Here is a 21641-nt window from a genome sequence, read left to right on the forward strand (position 1 = left end):
CGAAACCGGCGCAAATGATAAGCACTTATGCCAAAAGGGAAAAAGTTACAAAAAAAGCTTATGACCAATCTGGGTGACTTGGAAATTTTTGCCAAGGTCGTTTCGACCGGAAGCATGTCGCTCGCCGGCCGCGCGCTCGGCTTTTCCCCTGCTGTCGTTTCCAAGCGCATAAAGCGGCTGGAAGACCGGCTTGGCACGCGGCTCTTGCAGCGTACGACGCGACAGATTTCGCTGACTGAAGCCGGCCAGGGTTTCTACGATCGCGTACTCGGTATTCTGGCAGGGCTGGAGGAGGCAGAGTTCTACATTTCCGGGCGTTCGGCGCAAATGCATGGCACGTTGAAAATCTCCGCTCCCACCTCTTTCGGCCGCATGCACATCGCCCCCTATCTGAAGGCTTTCATGGAGGCGCATCCGGAGCTGGCGATCAATCTGGTGCTGACCGACGAGTTCAGCGATATCGTCGGCGGCGGTTTCGATCTTGCAATCCGGATCGCAGAGCTGACCGATTCCAGCCTTGTCGCGCGCCGGCTGGCGCCTGTGCGCCGCGTGCTCTGCGCCTCGCCTGATTATGTCGCAGCCCATGGCATGCCCAGACACATTGAAGAACTGAAGCAGCATCGCTGTCTGCCGGCCCACAACAACGATGTCTGGCGACTGGATGGGCCGGACGGCGCCTTCAGCCTGCGGCCCGAGGGGATGCTGATTACCAATTCCAGCGAGGTTATCCGCGAGACGGTCATTGCCGGCCTCGGCATTGCGCTGCGCTCCACCTGGGACATCGGTGAAGAGCTGAAGAACGGCAAGCTGGTGCAGGTGCTGCCGGCCTACGAAGGCTCGCACAATGTGACCCTCTCCGCAGTCTATCCGAGCCGGCAGTTCCTGCCGGCCAAGGTTCGGCTGTTCATCGATTATCTTGCCGAGCTTTACGGTCCGGTCCCCTATTGGGAGCGCTGAAGCGGGCGATTATCGTGCCAGCCGCTCGACGACGAGATCGAGAAGCGCCCTCAGCCGCGCCAGCCGCTTCATATCGCGGTGATAACCAACCCAGGTATCGCGACCGGGCGGCGTCTCGCCGAGATCGACGGGCTCGATTGCTGGAATGGCATCGCCGAGCGGGCGCGGCAGGACGGCAAGGCCGGCGCCTCTGGCACAGAGTGTCGCCTGCACATCGCGGTTATTGCTGCGCATGGCGATATCCGCTTTTGGCAACAGCCGCTGCAACCAGCTGACATCGGGCATGCCGCCGAAGGCTTCGTCCATGGTGACGAGCCGGGCGCCTTTACCATCGCCCGCTACAGGATGCGGCAGACCGCGACGGATATAAAGGCCATAGTCGATATGCAGCAGCTTGCGGGATACGACCTCGGTCTCGGTGAAAGGCGCAATCCGGAAGACGATATCGGCTTCCCGGCGTGAGAGGCTGAGAAGCCGGCTGTCGGTCAGCAGTTCGACGACGACCTTGGGATAGGCAGCAGAGAACTCGGCAAGCACCGGCGAAAGAACATGAGCACCGAACCAGTCTGACGAAGAGAGCCGCAGCAAGCCGTCGAGCTGTCTGCTCTGGCCGAGGAGCTCGCGCTCCAGCCCGAGTGCCTCCTCTTCCATGCGTTCGGCATGGGCGAAGACAGTCGTGCCTTCATCGGTCAGGACAAAGCCGTCGGCTGTGCGCTGGAAGAGCGTCTGACCAAGCGAGGTCTCAAGCGCTCGGAGGCGTCGGCCCATCGTCGGCTGCGTCAGCCCGAGACTGCGGGCGGCGGCGCCGAGTGTTCCGAGGCGCGCGATTGCGAGGAAGAGTTTCAGATCGCTCCATTCCAACAGCGTAGTCTCAAACAAAATTGCATGGTCTTAATTCTTTATCTTTCATTTTCATTCATAATTCAATGAGGCATTCTGCGTCCAACAAACCCAGGAGAGTTCCATGAGCACGATGAAAGCCGCGCTTATCGAAGCGCAGAATTCAGAATTCAAGATTGCCGATATCGCAAGGCCATTGACCCAAGCCGGCCAGATCCTCGTCCGCATCAAGGCGGCCGCACTCAATCCGCTGGATCTGAAGATTCGCGCCGGCGAAGCCGCTCATGCCCGTCACCCCCTGCCCGCCATCCTCGGCATCGATATGGCAGGCATCGTGGAAGCAGTCGGCCCCGGCGTCGAAGGCTTTCGCACCGGTGACGAAGTCTATGGCATGACCGGTGGTGTCGGCGGCCTGCAGGGTTCACTTGCCGAATTTGCAGCCGTCGATGCCGATCTCGTGGCCCTCAAGCCGCGCAATCTCTCCATGCGCGAAGCAGCGGCCTTGCCGCTGATTGCAATTACCGCCTGGGAAGGCCTGGCGGAACGTACCCGGGTGAAAGCCGGACAAAAGGTGCTGGTCATCGGCGGTGGCGGCGGCGTCGGCCATATCGCCGTGCAGATGGCGGCTGTTGCCGGTGCCCAAGTCTTTGCGGTCGATGGCGGTTCGAAGGCCGAATATATCCGCAGCATCGGGGCAACGCCGATCGACTATGCCAAGGAGACGACGGAAGATTATATTGCCCGGTATACCGACGGAAAAGGCTTCGACATCGTCTATGACACGATCGGCGGCAAGGGGCTCGACGCCGCCTTCCAGGCTGTCGCCAAGTTCGGCCATGTCGTCACCAGCCTGGGCTGGGGCACGCATTCGCTGGCACCGTTGTCGTTCAAGGGCGCGACCTATTCCGGCGTGTTCACGCTGGCGCCGCTGCTGACGGGCGAAGATCGCGCCCATCATGGTGAGATCCTGAAGCAGATCGCATCACGTGTCGAAGCCGGCTCGCTGATGCCGAATCTCGACCGGCGGCAATTTTCGCTCGGAGACGTGGGCGAAGCCTACCGGCTGCTCGAAAGCCGGCAGGCTGAAGGCAAGGTGGTCGTCGACATCTGACGACCTTCCGCAATTCCGGACGAAAACCGCGCTGCACTTTCGCTGGAATTGCTAGCCTGTTTTTGACGCAATTCCGGACGCAAAACCGCAATGCACTTTTGCTGGAATTGCTAGCCTGTTTTTGACGCAATTCCGGACGCAAAACCGCAATGCACTTTTGCTGGAATTGCTCTAGCGCGCCAGATCGAGGTAGGCACTTGCAACCATCGCATCGATATCCGCCGGAACCGGCACGATGCAGGATTCGGCACCGACGCCACGCTTTGCGACCCGCTCCAGGCAGCGGGCCTGCAGGGTAAAGCCGATATCCATGGATTCCACGGAATTGCCGAGCGGACGCGGGCCGGCCAGGTTGGCCATGTGGCCGCCGCCGAGAACGTGGAATGAGCGGCCGTCCTTCAGGTGGAAGGTGTCGATGAAATCGGCCTCGTAGCGATCGATATCAACGACATCGGAGTGGCTGCGGAAGGCGGCCACATCGATCTCATGCGGGAAATGCCCCCCGTTCATCAGGACTGCGCCATCCTTGATCAGCGGCAGATCGGCTGCTGTGACGATGCCGGGAAAACCGGTGACGGTGGCGATCACGTCCGCCGAGCGGATGGCCTGTTCGCGGAGCGGCGTGGCGAAACCGTCGAGATGCGCCTCGAGGCTGGTGACGGGGTCGATATCGACAACGCTCACCGTCGAGAAGGCATTGCGAAAGCATGCAGCCGTGCCCTTGCCGCAGGCACCGTAACCGAAGACGGTCACGCGTTTGCCATTGGTGGAACGGTTGGTGAAGCGCATATAGCTTTCGAACAGGCTCTGGCCGACGGCGTGCTTGTTTTCGGCGAATTGCTTGATCGGACTGTCATTGATGACGAGGATCGGCATGGCGAGCGTCTCGCGCATCGGCAGCAGGCGGGTCCGGCCGGAGGTCGTCTCTTCCGTGCCGCCGAGCAGATTGGCATAGAGCCTGTCGGCGGCGATCGCGAAGAGATCACCACCATTGTCCAGCAGGAGATCGGGCTTTTCGGCAAGGACGGCTTCAAGGCTCCTGGCATGGGCGGCGGGATCGGTCGTCTGGGTGGCGAAGACGGTGATGCCTTGCGCGCGCAGGAATTCCACGGTTACCGGCTGCGTACTGTTCAGATTGCCGGTGCAGATCAGGCGCGCGCCGCCGGCCCGCAGGGTCATCAGCAGAGCGACCGTCTTCGGTTCCAGATGGATGCCGGTGCCGATCGAAAGACCGGCAAAGGGGCGTGTCTTTTCGAATTCCGCAGCCGTTGCCTTCAGCAGGCGGCAGCTGTTGGCGGTCCAATCTATGCGTGTCGCAGGTTTTTCCATCTCATGCCCTTTCGTTTTCTCTGTTCTAGCGAGGCAGAGACAGGGCGGGCATGGAGATATTTCTGATGAAAGGGCAGAAAAACTGCCCTTAGGACACGCCGCCTGAGCGCAGCAGCCAGTTGCGGAGTGCTACGAAGGCTGGCCGTTTCGCGTCTGATGTCCTGCAGCAGAGGCTGTAGCCGGCCGGCCGGCGGATGAAGCCGTAAGGTGCGACCAGAATGCCGCGGGCGAGATCGTCCTCGATCGAGGCTTTCGGCGCCACTGCAACGCCGAGGCCGGCACGGGCCGCACCCATCGCCAGAAGGAGATCCTCGAACTCGCGGTGCCGGGAAAAGGCGACCGACGGCGTGCCGCTTTCGGCAAACCATTCCGCCCAGAGTGTCGGAGCGCTTCGGCTGATAAGGATGTTTGCTTCCGCCAAGGCCGCGGCATCGCCTGCAAGTCTGGCCGCCACTGGCGGCGTTGCAACCGGGCCGAATTCGTCCTCCATGAAGCGTGTCTCGGTGATGCCGGCAGAAGATCTGATTTCGCCGCCCATGATCACGGCATCGAAATCCGGATGTTGCGACAAGGGCTCGACGACCGTCATCGGCACGATATCGATTTCGATATCGCCAAGACTTGTCTGCATGTCGGCCGCTCGCGGCATCAGCCACCAGACAGCAAAGGCCGAGGGCACGCCAAGGCGGATGCGCGCTCTGTGTGCGTCTTCAAACTCAGCGGCGGCACGTTTCAATATGGTCAAGGCAGCGCTCGCGGCCTCGGCAAGGGCGCTCGCCCTCTCGGTCGGCACCGGCCCGCGGCCATCACGCACGAAGAGCTTCCTACCCAGGTGATCTTCGAGTGTCGATATCTGCTGGCGCACAGCGCCGCGCACCACACCCAGCTCTTCGGCCGCCTTCAGAATGCTGCCGTGACGACAGACGGCTTCAAAGGCGCGGATGGCGTTGAGGGGTGGAAGCCGCATGATCACGATACCTTGAAAAATGCTGGTGGAACAAATGATCGCGGCATTGATTAAGATGCCGCACCGGCCCATATTGTACAGCTGTGCAAGACGACGCCTTCAGGACATGAAATGACGGAATTTCAGAACCTGCCCAGCTTCGATTTTCCTATGTACAATGAATCAAATCGTGTTCCGGTTCGTTCTGGACGTATGGATCGCGCAAGCTTTTCATATCATACTAATATAATAACGACTCAGCTCAACGATCGTAAAGGTGACCCGACAATTGACCCTTCTTGCCCGCCTGGCTTCTGATGTGCAACTCATGTTTCGGCGTCCGCCGCGACAGCAATATGCTGCGCTCTGCTATCGGGTCAAAAAGAAGACGGGCGAGCTCGAAGTTCTGCTGATGACCAGCCGCGATACCGGGCGTTGGGTGATCCCCAAGGGCTGGCCGATGAACCGCAAATGCGCCTATGAAGTTGCGGCGCAGGAAGCCTTGGAAGAGGCTGGCGTACGCGGCACGGTAGAGACTGAAACGCTCGGCGACTATACCTACCCCAAGGTTTTGCGGGACGGCATGAAAGTGACTTGCAAGGTTCAGGTCTATGCCCTCGAAGTGACTGGCGTGGCGAAGAATTTCAAAGAAAAGGGCGAGCGAACCGTCGAGTGGGTTTCCTGCGACGAAGCGGTCAAGCGCGTCCAGGAATCCGAACTGCGCAATCTCTTCCTCGCTTTCAAACAGCGTATGGCCGAACGCCTTTCCAACGGCATTCCGAAACAAATTCCGGCGGAATGAGTCTTGCCATCTTGTGCTGCTAGAAAAGGCGGCGCAAAAGCAGGATCTACCCAGGAAACAGAATGCCGCAACGCAACGCCGTCCTTACGAAACGCACGCTTGATAAGGACCTCGACAAGCTCACCCATGTCGAGGACGCGGCCAAATATGTTTCGCGACGGCTGGTCGCGCCGGGGCTTGGCCTGATCTTTCTCGGCCTTGCGATGCTTTTTGCCGGCGTCTACGTTTTCGACAGGCCGGGGGCGGTCCTGGTGATTGCCGCCGCGGCCCTTGCCGCCTATATGGCGATGAATGTCGGTGCCAACGACGTGACCAACAATGTGGGTGCGGCCGTCGGCGCGCGCGCCATCAGTATGAAGCAGGCGCTGATCATCGCCGCCATCTTCGAGGTGCTGGGCGCGACGATTGCCGGCGGCGACGTCGTCAAGACGATTTCCTCCAGTATCGTCGATACCGTGGTGGTGCCGCAGGCCATGCTTGGCTGGATCATGATGGCGGCGCTCACGGCTGCCGCTCTCTGGATCAATCTCGCGACCTGGATGAATGCGCCGGTTTCGACGACGCACGCGATGGTCGGCGCTGTAATCGGTGCCGGCATCGGAGCGGTCGGGCTCGAGCCGGTCAACTGGCGGGTGATGCTGGAGATCACCGCGAGCTGGATAACGTCGCCATTGATTGGCGGGCTGATCGCCGCGGGGCTCCTCTATCTGGTCAAGACCCTCATCGTCTATCGGGAAGACAAGATCGCCGCCGCCCGACAATGGGTCCCCATCATGATCGCCGTAATGGCCGGCGGTTTCATGGCCTATATGGTGCTGCAGCTCGCGCCGCAGGGACGGTACTCGCCGCTGACGATCCTCCTGATCGGCATCGGCATCGGTCTCGTCAGCTGGCTGACTGCGCGGCCGATCATCCTGCGGCAGGCGGAGAACCTCGAAAACCGCAACAGCTCGCTTCGCACCCTTTTCCACTTTCCGCTGATCGGCTCGGCCGCCCTGCTTTCCTTCGCACATGGCGCAAACGACGTTTCCAATGCGGTGGGTCCGCTATCGGCGATCGTTCACTCGGCCGGTATTGCCGATAACGGCATGGTCGGCCACCCGCCGCTCTGGGTGATGCTGATCGGCGCCTTTGGAATCTCGGTCGGCCTCCTGCTTTTCGGGCCGCGGCTCATCCGGCTCGTCGGTGAGGAGATCACCAAGCTCAATCCGACGCGCGCCTATTGCGTAGCGTTATCGACGGCCTTCACGGTCATCGTCGCTTCCTGGCTCGGCTTGCCGGTCAGCACCACGCATATCGCCGTCGGCTCGGTGTTCGGCGTCGGCTTTTTTCGCGAGTGGTACACGCGCAATTCGAGGCGCCGTATCGAATTCATACGCCGCAAGACCGAAACCTTCGAGATCGACGAGCCGGAGCCGAACGTTCATGAAGCCCGGCGCCGCTACCTGGTTCGTCGGTCGCATTTCATGACGATCGTCGGGGCGTGGATCATCACCGTGCCGATCTCTGCCGCGCTTGCGGCGATGATTTATTGGGCTATGTTCGCGCTCTTCATGTGAATCGGGGTCTTAAGATGCGCGCCAATTTCCGCATGCAGCGGCTTTTCATCGATGCTCCCTTGTCAAAAGGTGCCGCCGTCGAGGCCAGTTCCGACCAGTTCAACTATCTCGCCAACGTGCTGCGGATGGAAGAGGGTGCGGAAATCCTCCTCTTCAACGGTCGCGACGGCGAATGGAAGGCGAGCCTTACCTTCCCGACCCGCAAACGCATCCTGCTCACGGCGAGCGAAGAGACCCGACCGCAGCCTCCTCCTGCCGATCTTCACTATCTCTTTGCGCCGCTAAAGATCGGCCGCATGGATTATCTGGTGCAGAAGGCGGTGGAAATGGGCGCCGGCCTGTTGCAGCCTGTCATGACCCAGCATGTGCAGGGCAAGATCACCAATCTGGACAAGATACGCGCCAATGTCATCGAGGCCGCCGAACAATGCGGCATCCTCGGCATTCCCGATGTGGCCGAGCCCGTACGGCTTGGTGATTTGCTCGACCGCTGGCCTGCCGACCGACGCATCATCTATTGCGACGAGGGCGATGCCGGGCAGAACCCGCTGCCATTGCTTTCCGGAGTGACCGAAAGGAAGCTCGCGCTTCTCGTCGGCCCTGAAGGCGGCTTTTCGGAGGAAGAACGGACGCGGTTACGCAGCCTCGATTTCGTGACCGCCATTCCGCTCGGGCCGCGCATCCTGCGTGCCGACACTGCGGCCGTAGCAGCAATGGCGGTGATACAGGCTGCCATCGGCGACTGGAATTGACCATCGAAGGGCGGTCGAGCGGAAAGTGCCGCTATTTTTTTGATGACCTGTTGAAACAATTTCACTTGCAACTTGGCTGGCTTGAGCACTAATCACCCTTCCAACTGCCCCGGCCCCGGCGCCTTCGAATACAGGTACTTTCATGGCTCGCGATACTACCGACCAGACGCCGATTTCTTCGGTTCAGGAGCTGACCGATTATCTCGCCGCCGGCAACAAGCCGAGGGACCGATTCCGCATTGGCACCGAACATGAGAAGTTCGTCTTCTTCCGCAAAGACAATAGTCCGGTTCCCTATTTCGGCGAAGCCAGCATTTCGGCGCTGCTGAAGGGCCTGCAGGCCAAGAACGGCTGGGAACCGATTACGGACGGCGATAATATCATCGGCCTTGCCGAGCAGAACGGCATGGGCGCCATCTCGATCGAGCCCGGCGGCCAGTTCGAACTCTCGGGCGCACCGCTCGAAAACATTCACCAGACCTGCAAGGAATCCAACCAGCATCTGGCACAGGTGCGCGAGATCGCAGAGCCTCTGGGCATCGGTTTCCTCGGCATCGGCGGCAGCCCGAAATGGACCTATGCGGAAACCCCGCATATGCCTAAGTCGCGCTACGAGATCATGACCAGTTACATGCCCGAGGTCGGTACGCGCGGTCTCGACATGATGTACCGCACGTGCACGATCCAGGTGAACCTCGACTTCTCCTCGGAAGACGATATGCGCCGCAAGATGCGCGTGTCGATGAAGCTGCAGTCGCTGGCAACCGCGCTCTTCGCCTCCTCTCCCTTCACCGAAGGTAAGCCGAACGGTGCACTTTCCTGGCGCGGCGATGTCTGGCGCGACGTGGACAACCGGCGCAGCGGCCTGCTCGACTTCACCTTCCGCGACGATTTCGGCTTCAAGGATTATGCCGAATGGGCGCTCGACGTACCTATGTATTTCGTCATGCGCGACGGACACTATCACAGGGCAACCCACGTCACCTTCCGCCAGTTCATGAACGGCGCGTTGAAGGGCGAGATCGCCGCATACGAGCCGACGATGGGCGACTGGACGAACCATCTTTCGACGCTGTTCCCCGATGTGCGCCTGAAGCGGTTCCTGGAAATGCGCGGCGCGGACGGTGGACCGTGGCGGCGCATCTGTGCCTTGCCGGCCTTCTGGGTCGGACTGCTCTATGATGACGCCGCTCTTGAGGCCGCCGACGAACTGACGAAGGACTGGGGCTTTGCCGAAGTGAATGCGCTACGCAACGCTGTGCCGGAGGAAGGCCTCAAGGCCACCTTCCGCGGCCACGCGCTGATCGAGACGGCGCGCGAGGTCGTCAATATTTCCCGCGCAGGCCTCAAGGCACGCAACAGGCTGAATGGCGACGGCGTCGACGAGAGCATTTTCCTTGCGCCTCTCGACGAGGTTCTGGCCAAGAAGGCGACACTCGCCGAGGACCTGTTGGCGCTCTATCACGGCCGCTGGAACGGCTCGGTAGAGCCGGTCTTCCAGGAATATCAATACTAAGAGGCAGTTCACCCTTTCCAAAAAGCCGTTTGCGCATTTGCATTTCGAGCTATAGTAGCACGAACATGCGCAGCTATCCGGGAAAGGGACTTTCATGCTGCCACTTTTCGACATGATGATGCAGGCGCAGAACGGGGCGGCGATGGATGCCATCGCCAAGCAGTTCAACCTCGCGCAGGAACAGGCGACCAAGGCGATGGCGGCGCTGACGCCGGCCTTTTCCGCCGGCCTGAAGCGCAGCACCAGCAACCCTTACGATTTCGTCGGCCTCATGCAGGCGGTGGCATCGGGCAACTATGCCAAATATTTCGAAGACATGAGCAAGGCCTTCACTCCCGAAGGCATTTCCGACGGCAATAACGTCCTTTCCCAGCTTTTTGGATCGAAGGAAGTCTCGCGCGCCATTGCCGCGCAGGCGGCGCAAATGACCGGCATCGGCCAGGAAATCTACAAGCAGATGCTGCCGGTCATGGCAGGTACGCTGATGGGCGGGCTCTTCAAGCAATCGACCGGCCAGATGGCCTCGCCGGTCAATCCCTTCGTCAATACCGCGATGGGCGAGACGATCCAGAAATGGCTTGAGAGCACCGGCTTTGCGCCGAAGCCGAAGGCGGCACCCGAACCCAGCATTTTCGACAATCCGTTCACCCAGGCGATGCAGCTGATGTTCAGCGTGCCGAAGCCGGAGCCTCAACAGCAGCCCGCCAATCCTTTCTTCGACAATCCCTTCGCCAAGGCATTCCAGGAAATGATGGCAGGGTACCAGCAGCCGGCAGCAAAGCCGCCGGAACAGCCGAAGGAAGAACCGAAAGCCGAAAACGACAGCTATAGCGAGATGCTGAACGCCATGTTCGACAGCGGTCTCGAAGTGCAGAAAAGCTATCAGAAGAGCCTTGAGGCGATCTTCGAAGCCTATCGGCCCAAACCTGCGCCATCCACTGAAAACGATGCTCCCGCCGGTCCCTCCACAAAAGGCAAGAAATAAAAAAACCCGGAGATGGCTTGGGAAAGCCGATCACCGGGTTAAGCAGCAGGGCTATTGGCTATCACCCTGCGGGGAAACGCGTGCGTTCAGTCCCTGTAGGGGCGCATGACCGCAATATGCCTGCGGCGCTTGGCCGCCTGCGTCAGATGCTCCGATGGATCTTCAAAGAAAGTCGAAGCCAGAAATGCTGAGGTGATATCGGCCCGCGTCAGGCCGATATCCCGCAACTGATTGTCATCGAGCTCATGCAGCCCGTTCACCTGCGAGCGATTGCGCACAATGCGAAGAACGGCTGCCAGCGGCGCAAGGCCAGCCATAAGACGCTGGGTGAACGTCGGGGCGAGCTTGCCGCAGTCGAGTTCTAGTGTCTGTTCATGAGTGCGCATCGAACTCTCCTTTCTTCGGGCGCAGAACAGCCTACCCCGCCTGCGAGGTCGTGCAGGAAGGGACGGCTGTCATGGGTCGGACAGGCAGGGCGTCTGTCCTTCATTTTGCTTGATTTGCATCCCGAAGATGCCAAAGACCTATTGATCAGTCCAACGAATGTTTCTAATGATTAACATCAGAGATATTTATGGATGGGTAGGATCATGTCGGCGCCTCTTGATATCGACCAATTGCAGACCTTCATCGCAATCGTAGATTCCGGCAGCTTCACCAAGGCCGCCGACAAGGTCTACAAGACACAATCAGCCGTCTCCATGCAGATGCGGCGCCTGGAGGAACGTATCGGCAAGCAGCTCTTCATCAAGGACGGCCGCGGCAACCGGCTGACGGTCGAAGGCGAAAAGCTGCTCAATTACGCGCGCCGCATCATCCGTCTGAACAATGAGGCGATCGCCGCCTTCGACGACAACAGGCTGGAAGGCACGCTGCGTATCGGCACGCCCGACGATTATGCCGACCGCTATATGCCCGAGATCATCGGCCGCTTTGCCAAGACGCATCCGAATGTCGAGCTCTATATCGTCTGCGAGCCATCGGTGGATCTTGCCGAGCGCATGCACAAGGGCGAACTGGATATCGCGCTTGTCACCCACAATCCGCGCGAGCGCATTTCAGACGTGGTGCGCACGGAGCCGCTCTGCTGGGTGAGTTCCGCCAACCATCCGATCCGCGACGATGCGCCGGTGCCGCTTGCCGTCGGCCGGCGCGATTGCCAGTGGCGCCAGCTCGCCTGCTCGGCACTCGATGCCGTCGGCCGCGAATATCAGGTCCTGTTCACAAGCTGGTCCTGCACCGTCGTCGCTTCCGCGGTGCTCGCTGGCATGGCAGTTTCGGTTATGCCGGAATCAGCACTGCGGACAGGCATGAAGGTCTTGAGCCAGGCAGACGGCTTTCCGCCGCTGCCGCCGGTGCAGATCGGCATCATGAAGCGGCCCGGCGTTTCGCTGTCGTTGATGAACGCGATCACCGCGCACATCACCGCCTGTCTCGACAACATCACCCCGACCGTCATCGAAGACGGCCTGGAACAGGATGTGAAGACGGGCTCCTCCCGGCATTACCCGCGGCTGAAGGCTGCTGCCAGCATGATGCCAAGCTGGTGATATTGAGGCTGGCGATATCAGGCCGCTGAAGCAGAGGTCGGCGCAAAAAGAGAGGCGCGGATAGCGCGCTTCCATTCGTCCAGAATGCGCTCCCCGAAGCTATCTTCGCTCAGCACCGCAAGGCGGATCGCCGCCCCGATCAGGTGGCTGAAAAGGTAAGTGCGCGCTTTCATTTGATCATCGCAGGATTCCGGTGCCAGGCGGCGGACAGCGGCTTGAAAGATCTCGGCGACCTGACCGCTATGCTCGATATTCAGGCGCAGGAGATCCTGATCCGTCTCCGTTCCCATCCAGACCCCAAGATAGGCGGCATCGTTTCTGTATTCGGCATAATACCAGTCGATCACCGCGGAGATCAGGTCGAGAGCTTCATCCAAGGACCGAACATCCGCGAACATTTCGGCCATCTTCTGCTGGATCGCCTGCGCATGACGGTCGAACAGGGCTTTGACGATCGCTGCCTTTTCGGGAAAATATTGATAGACCGAACCGATCGGAACATTTGCGGCGACGGCAAGCTCGGTCATCCGCATGGCGCTGACGCCCTTTTCGGCGATAATAGTGGCTGCGGCGTTGAGGATGAGGTCCAGCCGCTGGATGCTTCGCTCCTGTTTCGGCTTCCTGCGAAGAGCAATGCGATCCGAAATGTCCGCGCCCATGTGGTTCCCATTTGTATCGTTATCGAGCGGCGGAAACGGCATGTCATCCCGGCGCTTCGGGCCGATATGACATGCAGGTATTCATCCGTCGTAAATGGAAATGGTCGGATTTTAGGCAATGGCAAGAGGCTGGGGAAAACGGGGCATTGCGCCCCGTTTTGGTCCGCGTGAACGGAGCTCTCAACACTTCATTCAGCAACACCAGCTGAGCATGTGCCATCGAGCCTGTATCGTCTTTCGGCACAATGCCGAAGCTTGGGGCCGAAGCTTAGGGCCGAAGCTTGGGGCCGAAGCTTGGGTCAGGCGAGGTTCCGCTTCAGAAACTCGACTGTGCGGCCCCAGGCGAGATCGGCCGCTGCCTTGTCATAGCGGGCAGCCGACGTATCGTTATTGAAGGCGTGGTTGACCCCCTCATAGACGTAGATCTCAAACTTTTTGCCATTCTCCTCGAGCGCCTTCCTGTAAGCGCCGATGCCGGCATTGATACGGTCGTCGAGGCCGGCATAGTGGAGCAGCAGCGCCGCCTTGATGTTGGGAACGTCGGAGGCCGGCGGCTGTGGACCATAATAGGCCACCGCTGCCTTCAGCTCTGGCGACTTGACCGCGAGGTTGTTGACCGCACCACCGCCCCAGCAAAAGCCGATCGCGCCGACATTGCCGTTCGTCGCATCGAGCTTGGAGAGATAGATGACTGTTGCCTCGCCGTTTGCAGCAACTGTGGCCGCATCGAGCTTGCTGAACATGTCGCGCGCCTGATCCTCGTTCTCAGGTGTGCCACCCTGCGGCGAGAGGAAATCCGGCGCGAGCGCCACGAAGCCCTCCAGCGCGATGCGGCGGGCGACATCGCGAATATGCGGGTTGAGGCCGCGGTTCTCATGGATGACGATGACTGCCCCGAGCTTGCCGGATGCATTCTTCGGCTGCACCAGATAACCCTTCATGTCACCGCCGCTGCCAGGATAGGTAATATCCTGGCTGGTCAGGCGATCGTCATTTTCGGCGACGACCTCGGCGGCTGCCTTGTCGGCGGCGAGCAGCGGCGCGATTGCCGCGGCCGCGGTTGCCGAGCCGGCAAGCTTCGTGAGCTTGTCCATGAAGCTGCGGCGATCCAGCGTCAGATGCGTATACTCATCATAGGCATTGATCATTGCCTGCGTGATGACGGGCTTTTCCATGACGGACCTCCTCTGTTTTCTACCCCGCGCCCAATCGGCAGGAGAGAACATAGGTCAGTGCCCGATAACGCAGGAACAAAACTGTGTTACTGCCGGCTCCGGATCAGGAGAACAGCATCCAGCCGGCGAGCCAGGCCCACATGGCGCCGAGGACAACAAAGCCGGCGGCGAAGATCGGGCTGCGCAGGCGCAGATCGTTGGTGGTGACATGCACATAGGCATGGGCATATCGCAGGGCCACGAAAAGCCAGGCAAGCACGACGGCAACCAGATTATCCGCCTCGGTAATGTAAAGAAGAATGCAGCAGGCATAGAAGAGCACCGGCAGCTCGAACTGGTTGGCGATGCTGTTCTTTACGTAAAGGCTTTCGACAGGCTCGTCGCGATTTTCGCGGTAACCGGCCCTTTTCATCCGGCCTTCGCGGACATCCTTGCCGCGGCGCAGGCTGAGGAGTCCGTAGAGGAGATAGACCAGCAGGACGTGGGCAAGCAGGGGCCAGAACATCTCAAAGCCGGTCATCAATCATTCCTCTTATTTCGGCGATTGCGGGAGCAGTAGCGGAAAGGCGGGACGGATGCCAGAGCCAAGACGGTCCGCTTTGAAACGGGCCGTCTTCAGGGTCAGACCTGGGCGATGCCGCCGTCGACGAAGATCTCCGCGCCGGTGATGAAGCTCGAATCTTCTGTCGCGAGGAAGAGCGCCGTTGCGGCGATTTCCTCCGGCCGGCCGACGCGTCCCATCGGGACCTGCGATGCCATATAGTCCAGCAGACCCTGCTGCTGCGCCTTGTCCTGGCCTGCGAGTTCAACGAGCCCTGTCGTCTCGGTCGGTCCGGGGCTCAGCGTATTGATGCGGATGCCGCGATCCTTCAGGTCGAGAATCCAGTTGCGGGAGAAGTTACGGATCGCAGCTTTCGAGGCAGCGTAGACGCTAAAGGCTGGCGTGCCGGACACTCCCGCCGTGGAGCCGGTCAGGATGACCGACGAGCCCTTGCCAAGCAGCGGCAGCGCCTTCTGCACCGTAAAGAGCACGCCCTTCACATTGCGCCCAAAGGTTTCGTCATACTGTTCTTCGGTGATGGCACCAAGCGGGGCAAACGAGCCGCCGCCGGCATTGACGAAGAGCACGTCGATACGGCCAGCCCCTGCCTTCACCTGATCATAGAGGCGATCGAGATCAGCAAGCTTTGCCGAGTCCGCCTGGATGCCGGTGACGTTGCCGCCGATCTCGGCGACAGCCGCATCAAGAACTTCCTTGCGGCGGCCGGTGATGAAAAGGCGCGCACCTTCGGCTGCGAAGCGCTTTGCGGTGGCAAGGCCGATGCCCGATGTGGCACCGGTGATCACTGCAATCTTTCCATTCAGTCTCTGTGACATTGTCGTCGTCTCCTGTTGTGTTCGACTGAACTGAAGATGTGGACGGCAATTCTGTTTCTGAATAGAAAGAAATGAAAGACATCATTGCAGGAATGAAACGATGAGTCTCCCCGATTTCGAAGGCCTTGCCATGTTCGCCAAGGTGGCGGAGGAGCGTTCCTTCGCTCGTGCCGCCAAGACGCTCGGCGTTTCCGTGCCCACAGTGTCGCGGGCGATAAGCAGGCTGGAAGACCGGCTCGGCGCGCGGCTCTTCAACCGCACGTCCCGGCAACTGGCGCTGACCGATTTCGGCCTGCGGCTCGTCGACCGCGCCCAGCGCATCTATGCGGAGGCGGAAGCGGCGGAGAATGCGGCACGCGAACTTTCCAGTCAGCCGCGCGGGCTGATCCGCCTTGCCGTGCCGATGGTCTTCGGGCGGCAGTGGCTGGCGCCGATCCTGCCCGATTTCTTCGAAACCTATCCCGATGTCTCGATCGACATGCATATGAGCGATGCGGTGGTCGATCTCGTCGGCGAAGGCTTCGATGCAGCGCTGCGCATCGCCGTGCTGCCGGATTCCTCGCTGGTGGCAAAGCGGCTGGCGCCGGTGGCGCCCTTCATTCTTGCAGCCCCCTCCTATCTCGAGAAATATGGTTGCCCGCAGCATCCGCGCGAGCTTGCCGCCCATCATTGCCTCGGCTACGCCTATCGGCCGCGGCAGGATATCTGGCGCTTCGGCAACAAGGCAGGAGAAGAGGAGATCGTCGTGCCGACGGGGCCGCTGAGGGCAACCAATTCGGAGGCGCTGATCCCGATGGCGTTACGCGGTCTCGGCATTGTCGAATTGCCGGAATTCATGGCCTATGAGTATCTGGTCGACGGACGGCTGAAAGCGATCCTCACCGATTGGAGCCTGCCGAAAGGGGCCGTCTATTTCGTCACGCCATCAGCACGGGCGCGTCCGGCAAAAGTGGAAGTGCTTGCGGAGTTTCTCGCCACAAGGCTCTCACATCCGACATGGCGCTGGCCGCAATAAAAGCTCAGTTTTCGCGCGACCAATGGAGAATCGCGCCTCTCAGGATCAGAATGGCACAGACGGCAAGGCTTGCGAATTTCAGCTTCGTCATCCATGGCAGGATCTGTGCGGCAAGACCTGCCGCGCCGCTGTCGCTGAAGGCAACCAGGCTCGATATGTTTTCGCCGTAGTCGGCAAGGCCATATATGAAGGGCAGGATATAGATGATCCGGCCGAGCAGGCGGGGTGCCCGCCGGCCGCGCCATGTCTCAGTCGGGCCGAGCCGCAGGAAAATCAGGAATAGAAGGGCTGCCAGCAGAGCCGGAAAGACGAGTTCCGGGCCAAAATACATGGCCCGGAGAATGCGGCTTGCCGTCTCGTTTCGATCGAGCAGCGCCTGCATGTGAAAGACGGCAGATACGTCGTACCCGGAGAAATAGGTGTCGAGCACCGCCTGGCCGGTCTCATGCTCGAAAGGCATGGTGAAACCGAAGGTGGTCCAGCCGAGGACGACGAGGCAGAGGGCTGCGAGCAGCGCGATGATCCAGAGCGGAATTGCGCTGCCCGTTTTCATTGTCAGGCGCCGGCGCCCGGATAGTTCGGGCTTTCGCGGGTGATGGTCACGTCATGCGGATGGCTTTCGCGCAGGCCGGCGCTGGAGATGCGCACGAAGGTGGCGCGCTCCTGGAACTCCTTGATGTCCTTGCCGCCGACGTAACCCATGGCAGCTTTGAGGCCGCCTGCGAGCTGATGCAGGACGCCGGACACCGGACCCTTGTAGGGCACCTGGCCCTCGATGCCTTCAGGCACAAGCTTCAGCGTGTCGCGCACTTCCGCCTGGAAGTAGCGGTCTGCCGAGCCGCGCGCCATGGCGCCGACGGAGCCCATGCCGCGATAGGCTTTGAAGGAGCGGCCCTGATAGAGATAGACTTCGCCCGGGCTTTCATCGGTGCCTGCCAGCAGGGAACCGACCATGACGGCCGAAGCGCCCGAAGCAATCGCCTTGGCAACATCGCCCGAGAACTTGATGCCGCCATCGGCGATCACGGGAATACCCTGATCCTTTGCGGCCTCGACAGCCGACATGATGGCGGCAAGCTGGGGAACGCCGACGCCGGCGACGATGCGCGTCGTGCAGATCGAACCCGGGCCGATACCGACCTTGACGACGTCGGCACCGGCATCGATCAGCGCCTTGGTGCCGTCATAGGTCGCGACGTTGCCGGCCATGATGCGAACGGAATTGGAGAGCTTCTTGACGCGGCCCACGGCTTCCAGAACACGCGCCGAATGACCATGCGCGGTATCGACGACGAGCAGGTCGACACCTGCATCGATCAGCCGTTCGGCGCGCTCGAAACCATCGTCACCAACGCCAACGGCAGCAGCAGCCCGCAGGCGGCCCTGTGCATCCTTGGAGGCGTTCGGGTTCAGCTGCGCCTTTTCGATGTCCTTGACGGTGATCAGACCGACGCAGCGGCCCTCGCCATCGACCACCAGCAGTTTCTCGATGCGATGCGTGTGCAGCAGACGCTTGGCTTCCTGCTGATCGACGCTTTCCTTGACCGTCACGAGATTTTCGCGGGTCATCAGTTCGAAGATCTTCTGGGTCGGATCGGATGCGAAGCGGACGTCGCGATTGGTGAGGATGCCGACGAGAAGGCCGGACTTTTCGACGACCGGAATGCCGGAAATGCCGTGCAGCTTCATCAGCGCCAGCGCATCGGCAAGCGTCGCGTCGGGCCCGATTGTCACGGGATTGACGACCATGCCGCTTTCGAACTTCTTGACCTGGCGAACCTGCTCTGCCTGTTCAGCCGGCGTCAGGTTCTTGTGAATGACGCCGAGGCCGCCGGCCTGGGCCATGGCGATCGCCAGACGGCCTTCGGTGACGGTGTCCATCGCGGCCGAGATGATCGGGATATTCAGCTCGAAGTCCGGTGCGAGGCGCGTTGCCACACTCGTCTGGCCGGGAAGGACTTCGGAATGACCGGGTTGCAGCAGCACGTCATCGAAGGTGAGTGCGTCCAGTCCGGTTGGCGTTTCAATGATGCGAGCCATGGCCAAATTCCTTCAAGAAAGAAAAATGCGTCCCACCCGGTACGAATCGTCCGCACCGGCGGTGTGCATGAGTTTATGGAAGTTGGCGAGGGCTGGTAACACGTCTATGACAGGAAGGAAATAGCAAAAAAGCCACGAAAATGGCGAAGCCTAAAACGCCGTACATCCATTCGGACGCGCAGAGGACGCTCTAACACCTTGAATTTATGCATCAGGCTTTGGAAAATCGACTTCGATTTTCGAGCAGATGCCTTTCACATGGGAGCCATGCGTCTGGCTCAGATGTCGTCCTGGTCCGGTAAGCATATTTCAATCTCGAGAAACGAAGATATCGAACAAGGAGTGTCACGCAGTCGTGATCCAAACGGATCACCGGCACCGATTGGCACAGCCGATAACTGGGACTACACAGCACGGGCCTCCCAAGCCCCATCCGCATCCATCAAGGCATTCGCCTATGAACCGCATCGTCCCGCTGATCCTTGCCGTTGCCCTCTTCATGGAACAGATGGATTCGACCGTGATATCGACGGCCCTGCCGGCGATCGCGGCCGATCTGCATGTCGGGCCGATCACCCTGAAACTGGCGCTCACGTCCTACATGGTGGCGCTTGCGGTGTTCATTCCGATCAGCGGCTGGATGGCGGATAGGTTCGGCGCCAAGAAGATCTTCCGGCTGGCAATCTGCGTTTTCGTCGTCGGCTCCATCTTCTGCGCCTTCTCCTCCAGCCTCGTCGAGTTTGTCTTCGCGCGCTTCCTGCAGGGCATGGGCGGCGCGATGATGACGCCTGTGGGGCGCCTCGTGCTGGTGCGCACCACGCAGAAGAGCGAGCTTGTCTCGGCGATGGCGCTTTTGACGATCCCGGCCCTTGTCGGCCCGCTTGCAGGCCCGCCGCTCGGCGGCTTCATCACCACCTATTTCAGCTGGCACTGGATCTTCCTGATCAACGTGCCTGTCGGCGTCATCGGCGTATGGCTTGCGACGATCTTCCTGCCGGACATAGAGGCGACGGCTCCGCCGAAGCTCGACTTCAACGGCTTTATCCTGACCAGCCTTGCAGCCGCAGGCGTCGTCTTCGGCCTGTCGGTCGTCAGCCTCCCAGCCCTGCCGCCGATCATCGGCATCTCGGCCACGGCAATCGGCATCATTTGTGGCGTGCTCTATGTGCGCCATGCCCGGCGCTATCCGACGCCGATCCTGGACCTCAACCTGTTCAAGAACTCGACCTTCCGCGCCTCGACGACCGGCGGCACGCTGTTTCGCATCTGCGTCGGCGCCATGCCCTTCCTGACGCCATTGATGCTGCAGCTCGGATTTGGACTGACACCCTTCCAATCGGGCCTTATCACATTTGCCGGCGCGATTGGCGCCATCACCACGAAGTTCATCGCGCGCCGCGTCTACAAGGCGATCGGCTTCCGCACCACGCTTCTGTGCGCCGGTGCGGTGACGACGGTCGTGACAGCCGTCACCGGCCTCTTCACGCCGGAGACATCCCATCTCGTCATCATCGGCGTGCTGCTGCTTGGCGGCTTCTCCCGCTCCTTCATGTTCACCGGCGTCAATGCGCTGGCCTTTGCCGATATCAATGATGCACAGGCAAGCCAGGCGACATCCATGGCCTCGGTGATGCAGCAGATCAGCCTTGCGCTCGGTGTTGCCCTCGCCGCCTCGATCCTGGAAACCTCGATCTATTTCCGCGGCGCCGAACTGCAGATCATCGATTTCCACATTGCCTTCTTCGTCATCGCCGGCCTGACCGTCATCGCGACCATCCCCTTTGCCCGCATGGCCAAGGACGCTGGGGCTTCCGTTTCAGGCCACCGCGCCAAGCGCGTGCCGCCGACGATCAACGCGGAACAGGCTGTCAAATAAAGGGCGGTTCTTCGGCTTTCTCACAGACGGCGCACAGCTTGTTGCCGTCGAGATCCCGGACATAGGCTGCGTAGAAATGCGCGTGATAGGAGCGCAGCCCCGGCTTGCCTTCGTCGATTGCACCGGCCGCAATTGCTGCCGCATGGAAAGCATCCACCGCCGAGCGCGTCTCCGCCTCGAAAGCCACCATGGAGCCGTTGCCGCTCGTCGCACGGCGACGGTTGAAGGGAGTTACCACCCAGAAGCGGCAGCGCGTGTCGCCATCGGCGGCATAGCCGATCTCCTCTTCGGAATGGCGTTGGCGCCGGTAGCCGAGCACCGGCAGAACGGCGTCATAGAAATGCCGGGCGCGATAGAGATCGTTGGTGCCGAATGTAATGTAAAGAAGCATGGTATCGATGGTATCCAGTCCTGGGAAATCATCATCCGCAGGACTGACGCAAAGATCAAGCGTCTTCGGGCTCTGCCTCGGCCTTGCGGCCTTTGAAACCCTTCGCCAGAAGGAACATCTCGACCGATTCGGCACGAGATGAAGCAGGTTTGACGTGCACGACCTGGCGGAAATGCTGTTTCAGCATGGCGAGCAGATCCCGCTCCGTGCCGCCCTGGAACGTCTTGGCCAGGAAATGCCCGCCCTCCCCCAGCACTTCGACGGCAAAGTGCGCTGCGACCTCACAAAGGTGCATGGTGCGCAGGTGGTCGGTGCGGTGGTGGCCAGTCGTGGGGGCGGCCATATCCGAAATCACCAGATCGGGCGTGCCGCCAACGGCCTCCATCAGCTTCTCCGGCGCTGTCGGATCAAGGAAGTCCAGTTGGAGTATCTTGACGCCGGGAAGCTGGGCCATTTCCAGAAAGTCGATCGCGGCGACGCGGACATCCTCGTCCGTCGATCCTGTCACCTTCGCGGCGATCTGCGACCAGCTGCCGGGGGCAGCACCGAGATCGATGATTCGCTTTGCGCCCTTCAGGATATGGTACTTCTCATCGATCTCCAGCAGCTTGAAGGCTGCACGCGCGCGATAGCCCTCCAACTGGGCGCGCTGCACATAGGGATCGTTGATATGGCGCTGCAGCCACTGGCGGGAGGAGGCCTTCAGCTTCTTTTTCTTGACGCGCTGGCCGAGCTTGCGGCCGATCGGTGCCTTGGTCATG

General features: G+C 60.5%; 22 protein-coding genes. 10 read left to right on the top strand and 12 right to left on the bottom strand.

The annotated features are described in order from the left end of the window. Nucleotides 1-60 precede the first annotated feature (60 nt). A complete protein-coding gene (locus tag JNB85_RS04345) occupies nt 61-957 on the top strand; it encodes a LysR family transcriptional regulator (protein WP_220333180.1) in 897 nt (298 codons plus the stop codon). 9 nt (nt 958-966) lie between these two features. Here the strand turns inward: JNB85_RS04345 and JNB85_RS04350 are convergent, their stop codons facing one another. Beyond that, nucleotides 967-1818 carry a LysR family transcriptional regulator gene (locus JNB85_RS04350; RefSeq protein ID WP_220333724.1) on the bottom strand — a complete coding sequence of 284 codons (852 nt, stop codon included), beginning with the start codon at nt 1816-1818 and terminating at the stop codon, nt 967-969. Between the two features lie 103 nt (nt 1819-1921). Here JNB85_RS04350 and JNB85_RS04355 point away from each other — a divergent pair, with 103 nt between their 5' ends. Next, nucleotides 1922-2908, top strand: a complete 987-nt coding sequence (locus JNB85_RS04355) for a zinc-dependent alcohol dehydrogenase family protein (protein ID WP_220333181.1) — start codon at nt 1922-1924, stop codon at nt 2906-2908. A 171-nt stretch (nt 2909-3079) separates the two neighbouring features. On the opposite strand, the gene JNB85_RS04360 is transcribed toward JNB85_RS04355, so the two are convergent. After that, nucleotides 3080-4237, bottom strand: a complete 1158-nt coding sequence (locus JNB85_RS04360) for an adenosylhomocysteinase (RefSeq protein WP_220333182.1) — start codon at nt 4235-4237, stop codon at nt 3080-3082. 88 nt (nt 4238-4325) lie between these two features. Then, nucleotides 4326-5204, bottom strand: a complete 879-nt coding sequence (locus JNB85_RS04365; protein WP_220333183.1) for a LysR substrate-binding domain-containing protein — start codon at nt 5202-5204, stop codon at nt 4326-4328. 268 nt (nt 5205-5472) lie between these two features. Here JNB85_RS04365 and JNB85_RS04370 point away from each other — a divergent pair, with 268 nt between their 5' ends. The 5 genes from JNB85_RS04370 (at nt 5473) to JNB85_RS04390 (ending at nt 10797) form a co-directional block, all read left to right on the top strand. After that, complete coding sequence (locus JNB85_RS04370; protein WP_183822973.1) at nt 5473-5985, top strand: NUDIX hydrolase; 513 nt, start codon at nt 5473-5475, stop codon at nt 5983-5985. 62 nt (nt 5986-6047) lie between these two features. Then, nucleotides 6048-7544 carry an inorganic phosphate transporter gene (locus tag JNB85_RS04375; RefSeq protein ID WP_220333184.1) on the top strand — a complete coding sequence of 499 codons (1497 nt, stop codon included), beginning with the start codon at nt 6048-6050 and terminating at the stop codon, nt 7542-7544. A gap of 14 nt (nt 7545-7558) precedes the next feature. Next, a complete protein-coding gene (locus JNB85_RS04380; protein WP_220333185.1) occupies nt 7559-8296 on the top strand; it encodes a 16S rRNA (uracil(1498)-N(3))-methyltransferase in 738 nt (245 codons plus the stop codon). A gap of 142 nt (nt 8297-8438) precedes the next feature. Beyond that, nucleotides 8439-9812 carry a glutamate--cysteine ligase gene (locus JNB85_RS04385; RefSeq protein WP_220333186.1) on the top strand — a complete coding sequence of 458 codons (1374 nt, stop codon included), beginning with the start codon at nt 8439-8441 and terminating at the stop codon, nt 9810-9812. A gap of 94 nt (nt 9813-9906) precedes the next feature. After that, complete coding sequence (locus JNB85_RS04390; RefSeq protein WP_220333187.1) at nt 9907-10797, top strand: DUF937 domain-containing protein; 891 nt, start codon at nt 9907-9909, stop codon at nt 10795-10797. An 86-nt stretch (nt 10798-10883) separates the two neighbouring features. Here JNB85_RS04390 and JNB85_RS04395 read toward each other — a convergent pair whose 3' ends face one another. Beyond that, nucleotides 10884-11183, bottom strand: a complete 300-nt coding sequence (locus JNB85_RS04395) for a DUF1127 domain-containing protein (RefSeq protein ID WP_220333188.1) — start codon at nt 11181-11183, stop codon at nt 10884-10886. A 204-nt stretch (nt 11184-11387) separates the two neighbouring features. Here JNB85_RS04395 and JNB85_RS04400 point away from each other — a divergent pair, with 204 nt between their 5' ends. Then, nucleotides 11388-12347, top strand: a complete 960-nt coding sequence (locus JNB85_RS04400) for a LysR substrate-binding domain-containing protein (RefSeq protein ID WP_220333189.1) — start codon at nt 11388-11390, stop codon at nt 12345-12347. A 17-nt stretch (nt 12348-12364) separates the two neighbouring features. On the opposite strand, the gene JNB85_RS04405 is transcribed toward JNB85_RS04400, so the two are convergent. From JNB85_RS04405 to JNB85_RS04420, 4 genes are all read right to left on the bottom strand, one after another. Then, a complete protein-coding gene (locus JNB85_RS04405; protein WP_223216430.1) occupies nt 12365-13006 on the bottom strand; it encodes a TetR/AcrR family transcriptional regulator in 642 nt (213 codons plus the stop codon). Between the two features lie 299 nt (nt 13007-13305). After that, nucleotides 13306-14181 (bottom strand): dienelactone hydrolase family protein, encoded by an 876-nt coding sequence (locus tag JNB85_RS04410; protein ID WP_220333191.1) that lies wholly within the window; start codon nt 14179-14181, stop codon nt 13306-13308. Between the two features lie 103 nt (nt 14182-14284). Continuing rightward, nucleotides 14285-14701: an MAPEG family protein gene (locus JNB85_RS04415; RefSeq protein WP_220333192.1), complete on the bottom strand. Its 417-nt coding sequence runs from the start codon at nt 14699-14701 to the stop codon at nt 14285-14287. A gap of 101 nt (nt 14702-14802) precedes the next feature. Continuing rightward, nucleotides 14803-15558 (bottom strand): SDR family oxidoreductase, encoded by a 756-nt coding sequence (locus JNB85_RS04420; RefSeq protein ID WP_220333193.1) that lies wholly within the window; start codon nt 15556-15558, stop codon nt 14803-14805. A 100-nt stretch (nt 15559-15658) separates the two neighbouring features. Here JNB85_RS04420 and JNB85_RS04425 point away from each other — a divergent pair, with 100 nt between their 5' ends. Next, a complete protein-coding gene (locus JNB85_RS04425) occupies nt 15659-16573 on the top strand; it encodes a LysR family transcriptional regulator (RefSeq protein WP_220333194.1) in 915 nt (304 codons plus the stop codon). Between the two features lie 4 nt (nt 16574-16577). Here JNB85_RS04425 and JNB85_RS04430 read toward each other — a convergent pair whose 3' ends face one another. Together JNB85_RS04430 and guaB are read right to left on the bottom strand one after the other, a co-directional pair. After that, nucleotides 16578-17126 (bottom strand): hypothetical protein, encoded by a 549-nt coding sequence (locus tag JNB85_RS04430; RefSeq protein WP_220333195.1) that lies wholly within the window; start codon nt 17124-17126, stop codon nt 16578-16580. Between the two features lie 2 nt (nt 17127-17128). Further along, nucleotides 17129-18613 (bottom strand): IMP dehydrogenase, encoded by a 1485-nt coding sequence (guaB, locus tag JNB85_RS04435; RefSeq protein ID WP_220333196.1) that lies wholly within the window; start codon nt 18611-18613, stop codon nt 17129-17131. Nucleotides 18614-19070: 457 nt separating this feature from the next. Between guaB and JNB85_RS04440 the strand changes: the two genes are divergently transcribed. Next, on the top strand, nt 19071-20489 hold the full coding sequence (locus JNB85_RS04440; protein WP_220333197.1) for a DHA2 family efflux MFS transporter permease subunit: 1419 nt from the start codon (nt 19071-19073) through the stop codon (nt 20487-20489). Here the strand turns inward: JNB85_RS04440 and JNB85_RS04445 are convergent. Together JNB85_RS04445 and JNB85_RS04450 are read right to left on the bottom strand one after the other, a co-directional pair. Further along, nucleotides 20482-20880 (bottom strand): VOC family protein, encoded by a 399-nt coding sequence (locus JNB85_RS04445; protein WP_220333198.1) that lies wholly within the window; start codon nt 20878-20880, stop codon nt 20482-20484. The two genes, JNB85_RS04440 and JNB85_RS04445, sit on opposite strands and share 8 nt — an antisense overlap. A 55-nt stretch (nt 20881-20935) precedes the next feature. After that, a complete protein-coding gene (locus JNB85_RS04450; protein WP_220333199.1) occupies nt 20936-21640 on the bottom strand; it encodes an RlmE family RNA methyltransferase in 705 nt (234 codons plus the stop codon). Nucleotide 21641 lies beyond the last annotated feature (1 nt).

Origin of the sequence: Rhizobium mesosinicum (genome assembly GCF_019511345.1) — a bacterium.
GTDB classification, from domain to species: Bacteria; Pseudomonadota; Alphaproteobacteria; order Rhizobiales; family Rhizobiaceae; genus Rhizobium; species Rhizobium mesosinicum.

Excerpts from the sequence above, each read along its gene's own strand:
- JNB85_RS04375 (WP_220333184.1), top strand. The coding sequence starts at position 6,048 with ATGCCGCAACGCAACGCCGTCCTTACGAAACGCACGCTTGATAAGGAC.
- JNB85_RS04400 (WP_220333189.1), top strand. The coding sequence starts at position 11,388 with ATGTCGGCGCCTCTTGATATCGACCAATTGCAGACCTTCATCGCAATC.
- JNB85_RS04410 (WP_220333191.1), bottom strand. The coding sequence starts at position 14,181 with ATGGAAAAGCCCGTCATCACGCAGGCAATGATCAATGCCTATGATGAG.
- JNB85_RS04450 (WP_220333199.1), bottom strand. The coding sequence starts at position 21,640 with ATGACCAAGGCACCGATCGGCCGCAAGCTCGGCCAGCGCGTCAAGAAA.
- JNB85_RS04440 (WP_220333197.1), top strand. The coding sequence starts at position 19,071 with ATGAACCGCATCGTCCCGCTGATCCTTGCCGTTGCCCTCTTCATGGAA.
- JNB85_RS04445 (WP_220333198.1), bottom strand. The coding sequence starts at position 20,880 with ATGCTTCTTTACATTACATTCGGCACCAACGATCTCTATCGCGCCCGG.
- JNB85_RS04415 (WP_220333192.1), bottom strand. The coding sequence starts at position 14,701 with ATGACCGGCTTTGAGATGTTCTGGCCCCTGCTTGCCCACGTCCTGCTG.
- JNB85_RS04345 (WP_220333180.1), top strand. The coding sequence starts at position 61 with ATGACCAATCTGGGTGACTTGGAAATTTTTGCCAAGGTCGTTTCGACC.
- JNB85_RS04395 (WP_220333188.1), bottom strand. The coding sequence starts at position 11,183 with ATGCGCACTCATGAACAGACACTAGAACTCGACTGCGGCAAGCTCGCC.
- JNB85_RS04420 (WP_220333193.1), bottom strand. The coding sequence starts at position 15,558 with ATGTCACAGAGACTGAATGGAAAGATTGCAGTGATCACCGGTGCCACA.
- JNB85_RS04355 (WP_220333181.1), top strand. The coding sequence starts at position 1,922 with ATGAGCACGATGAAAGCCGCGCTTATCGAAGCGCAGAATTCAGAATTC.
- guaB (WP_220333196.1), bottom strand. The coding sequence starts at position 18,613 with ATGGCTCGCATCATTGAAACGCCAACCGGACTGGACGCACTCACCTTC.
- JNB85_RS04365 (WP_220333183.1), bottom strand. The coding sequence starts at position 5,204 with ATGCGGCTTCCACCCCTCAACGCCATCCGCGCCTTTGAAGCCGTCTGT.
- JNB85_RS04360 (WP_220333182.1), bottom strand. The coding sequence starts at position 4,237 with ATGGAAAAACCTGCGACACGCATAGATTGGACCGCCAACAGCTGCCGC.
- JNB85_RS04385 (WP_220333186.1), top strand. The coding sequence starts at position 8,439 with ATGGCTCGCGATACTACCGACCAGACGCCGATTTCTTCGGTTCAGGAG.
- JNB85_RS04430 (WP_220333195.1), bottom strand. The coding sequence starts at position 17,126 with ATGAAAACGGGCAGCGCAATTCCGCTCTGGATCATCGCGCTGCTCGCA.
- JNB85_RS04425 (WP_220333194.1), top strand. The coding sequence starts at position 15,659 with ATGAGTCTCCCCGATTTCGAAGGCCTTGCCATGTTCGCCAAGGTGGCG.
- JNB85_RS04405 (WP_223216430.1), bottom strand. The coding sequence starts at position 13,006 with ATGGGCGCGGACATTTCGGATCGCATTGCTCTTCGCAGGAAGCCGAAA.
- JNB85_RS04380 (WP_220333185.1), top strand. The coding sequence starts at position 7,559 with ATGCGCGCCAATTTCCGCATGCAGCGGCTTTTCATCGATGCTCCCTTG.
- JNB85_RS04390 (WP_220333187.1), top strand. The coding sequence starts at position 9,907 with ATGCTGCCACTTTTCGACATGATGATGCAGGCGCAGAACGGGGCGGCG.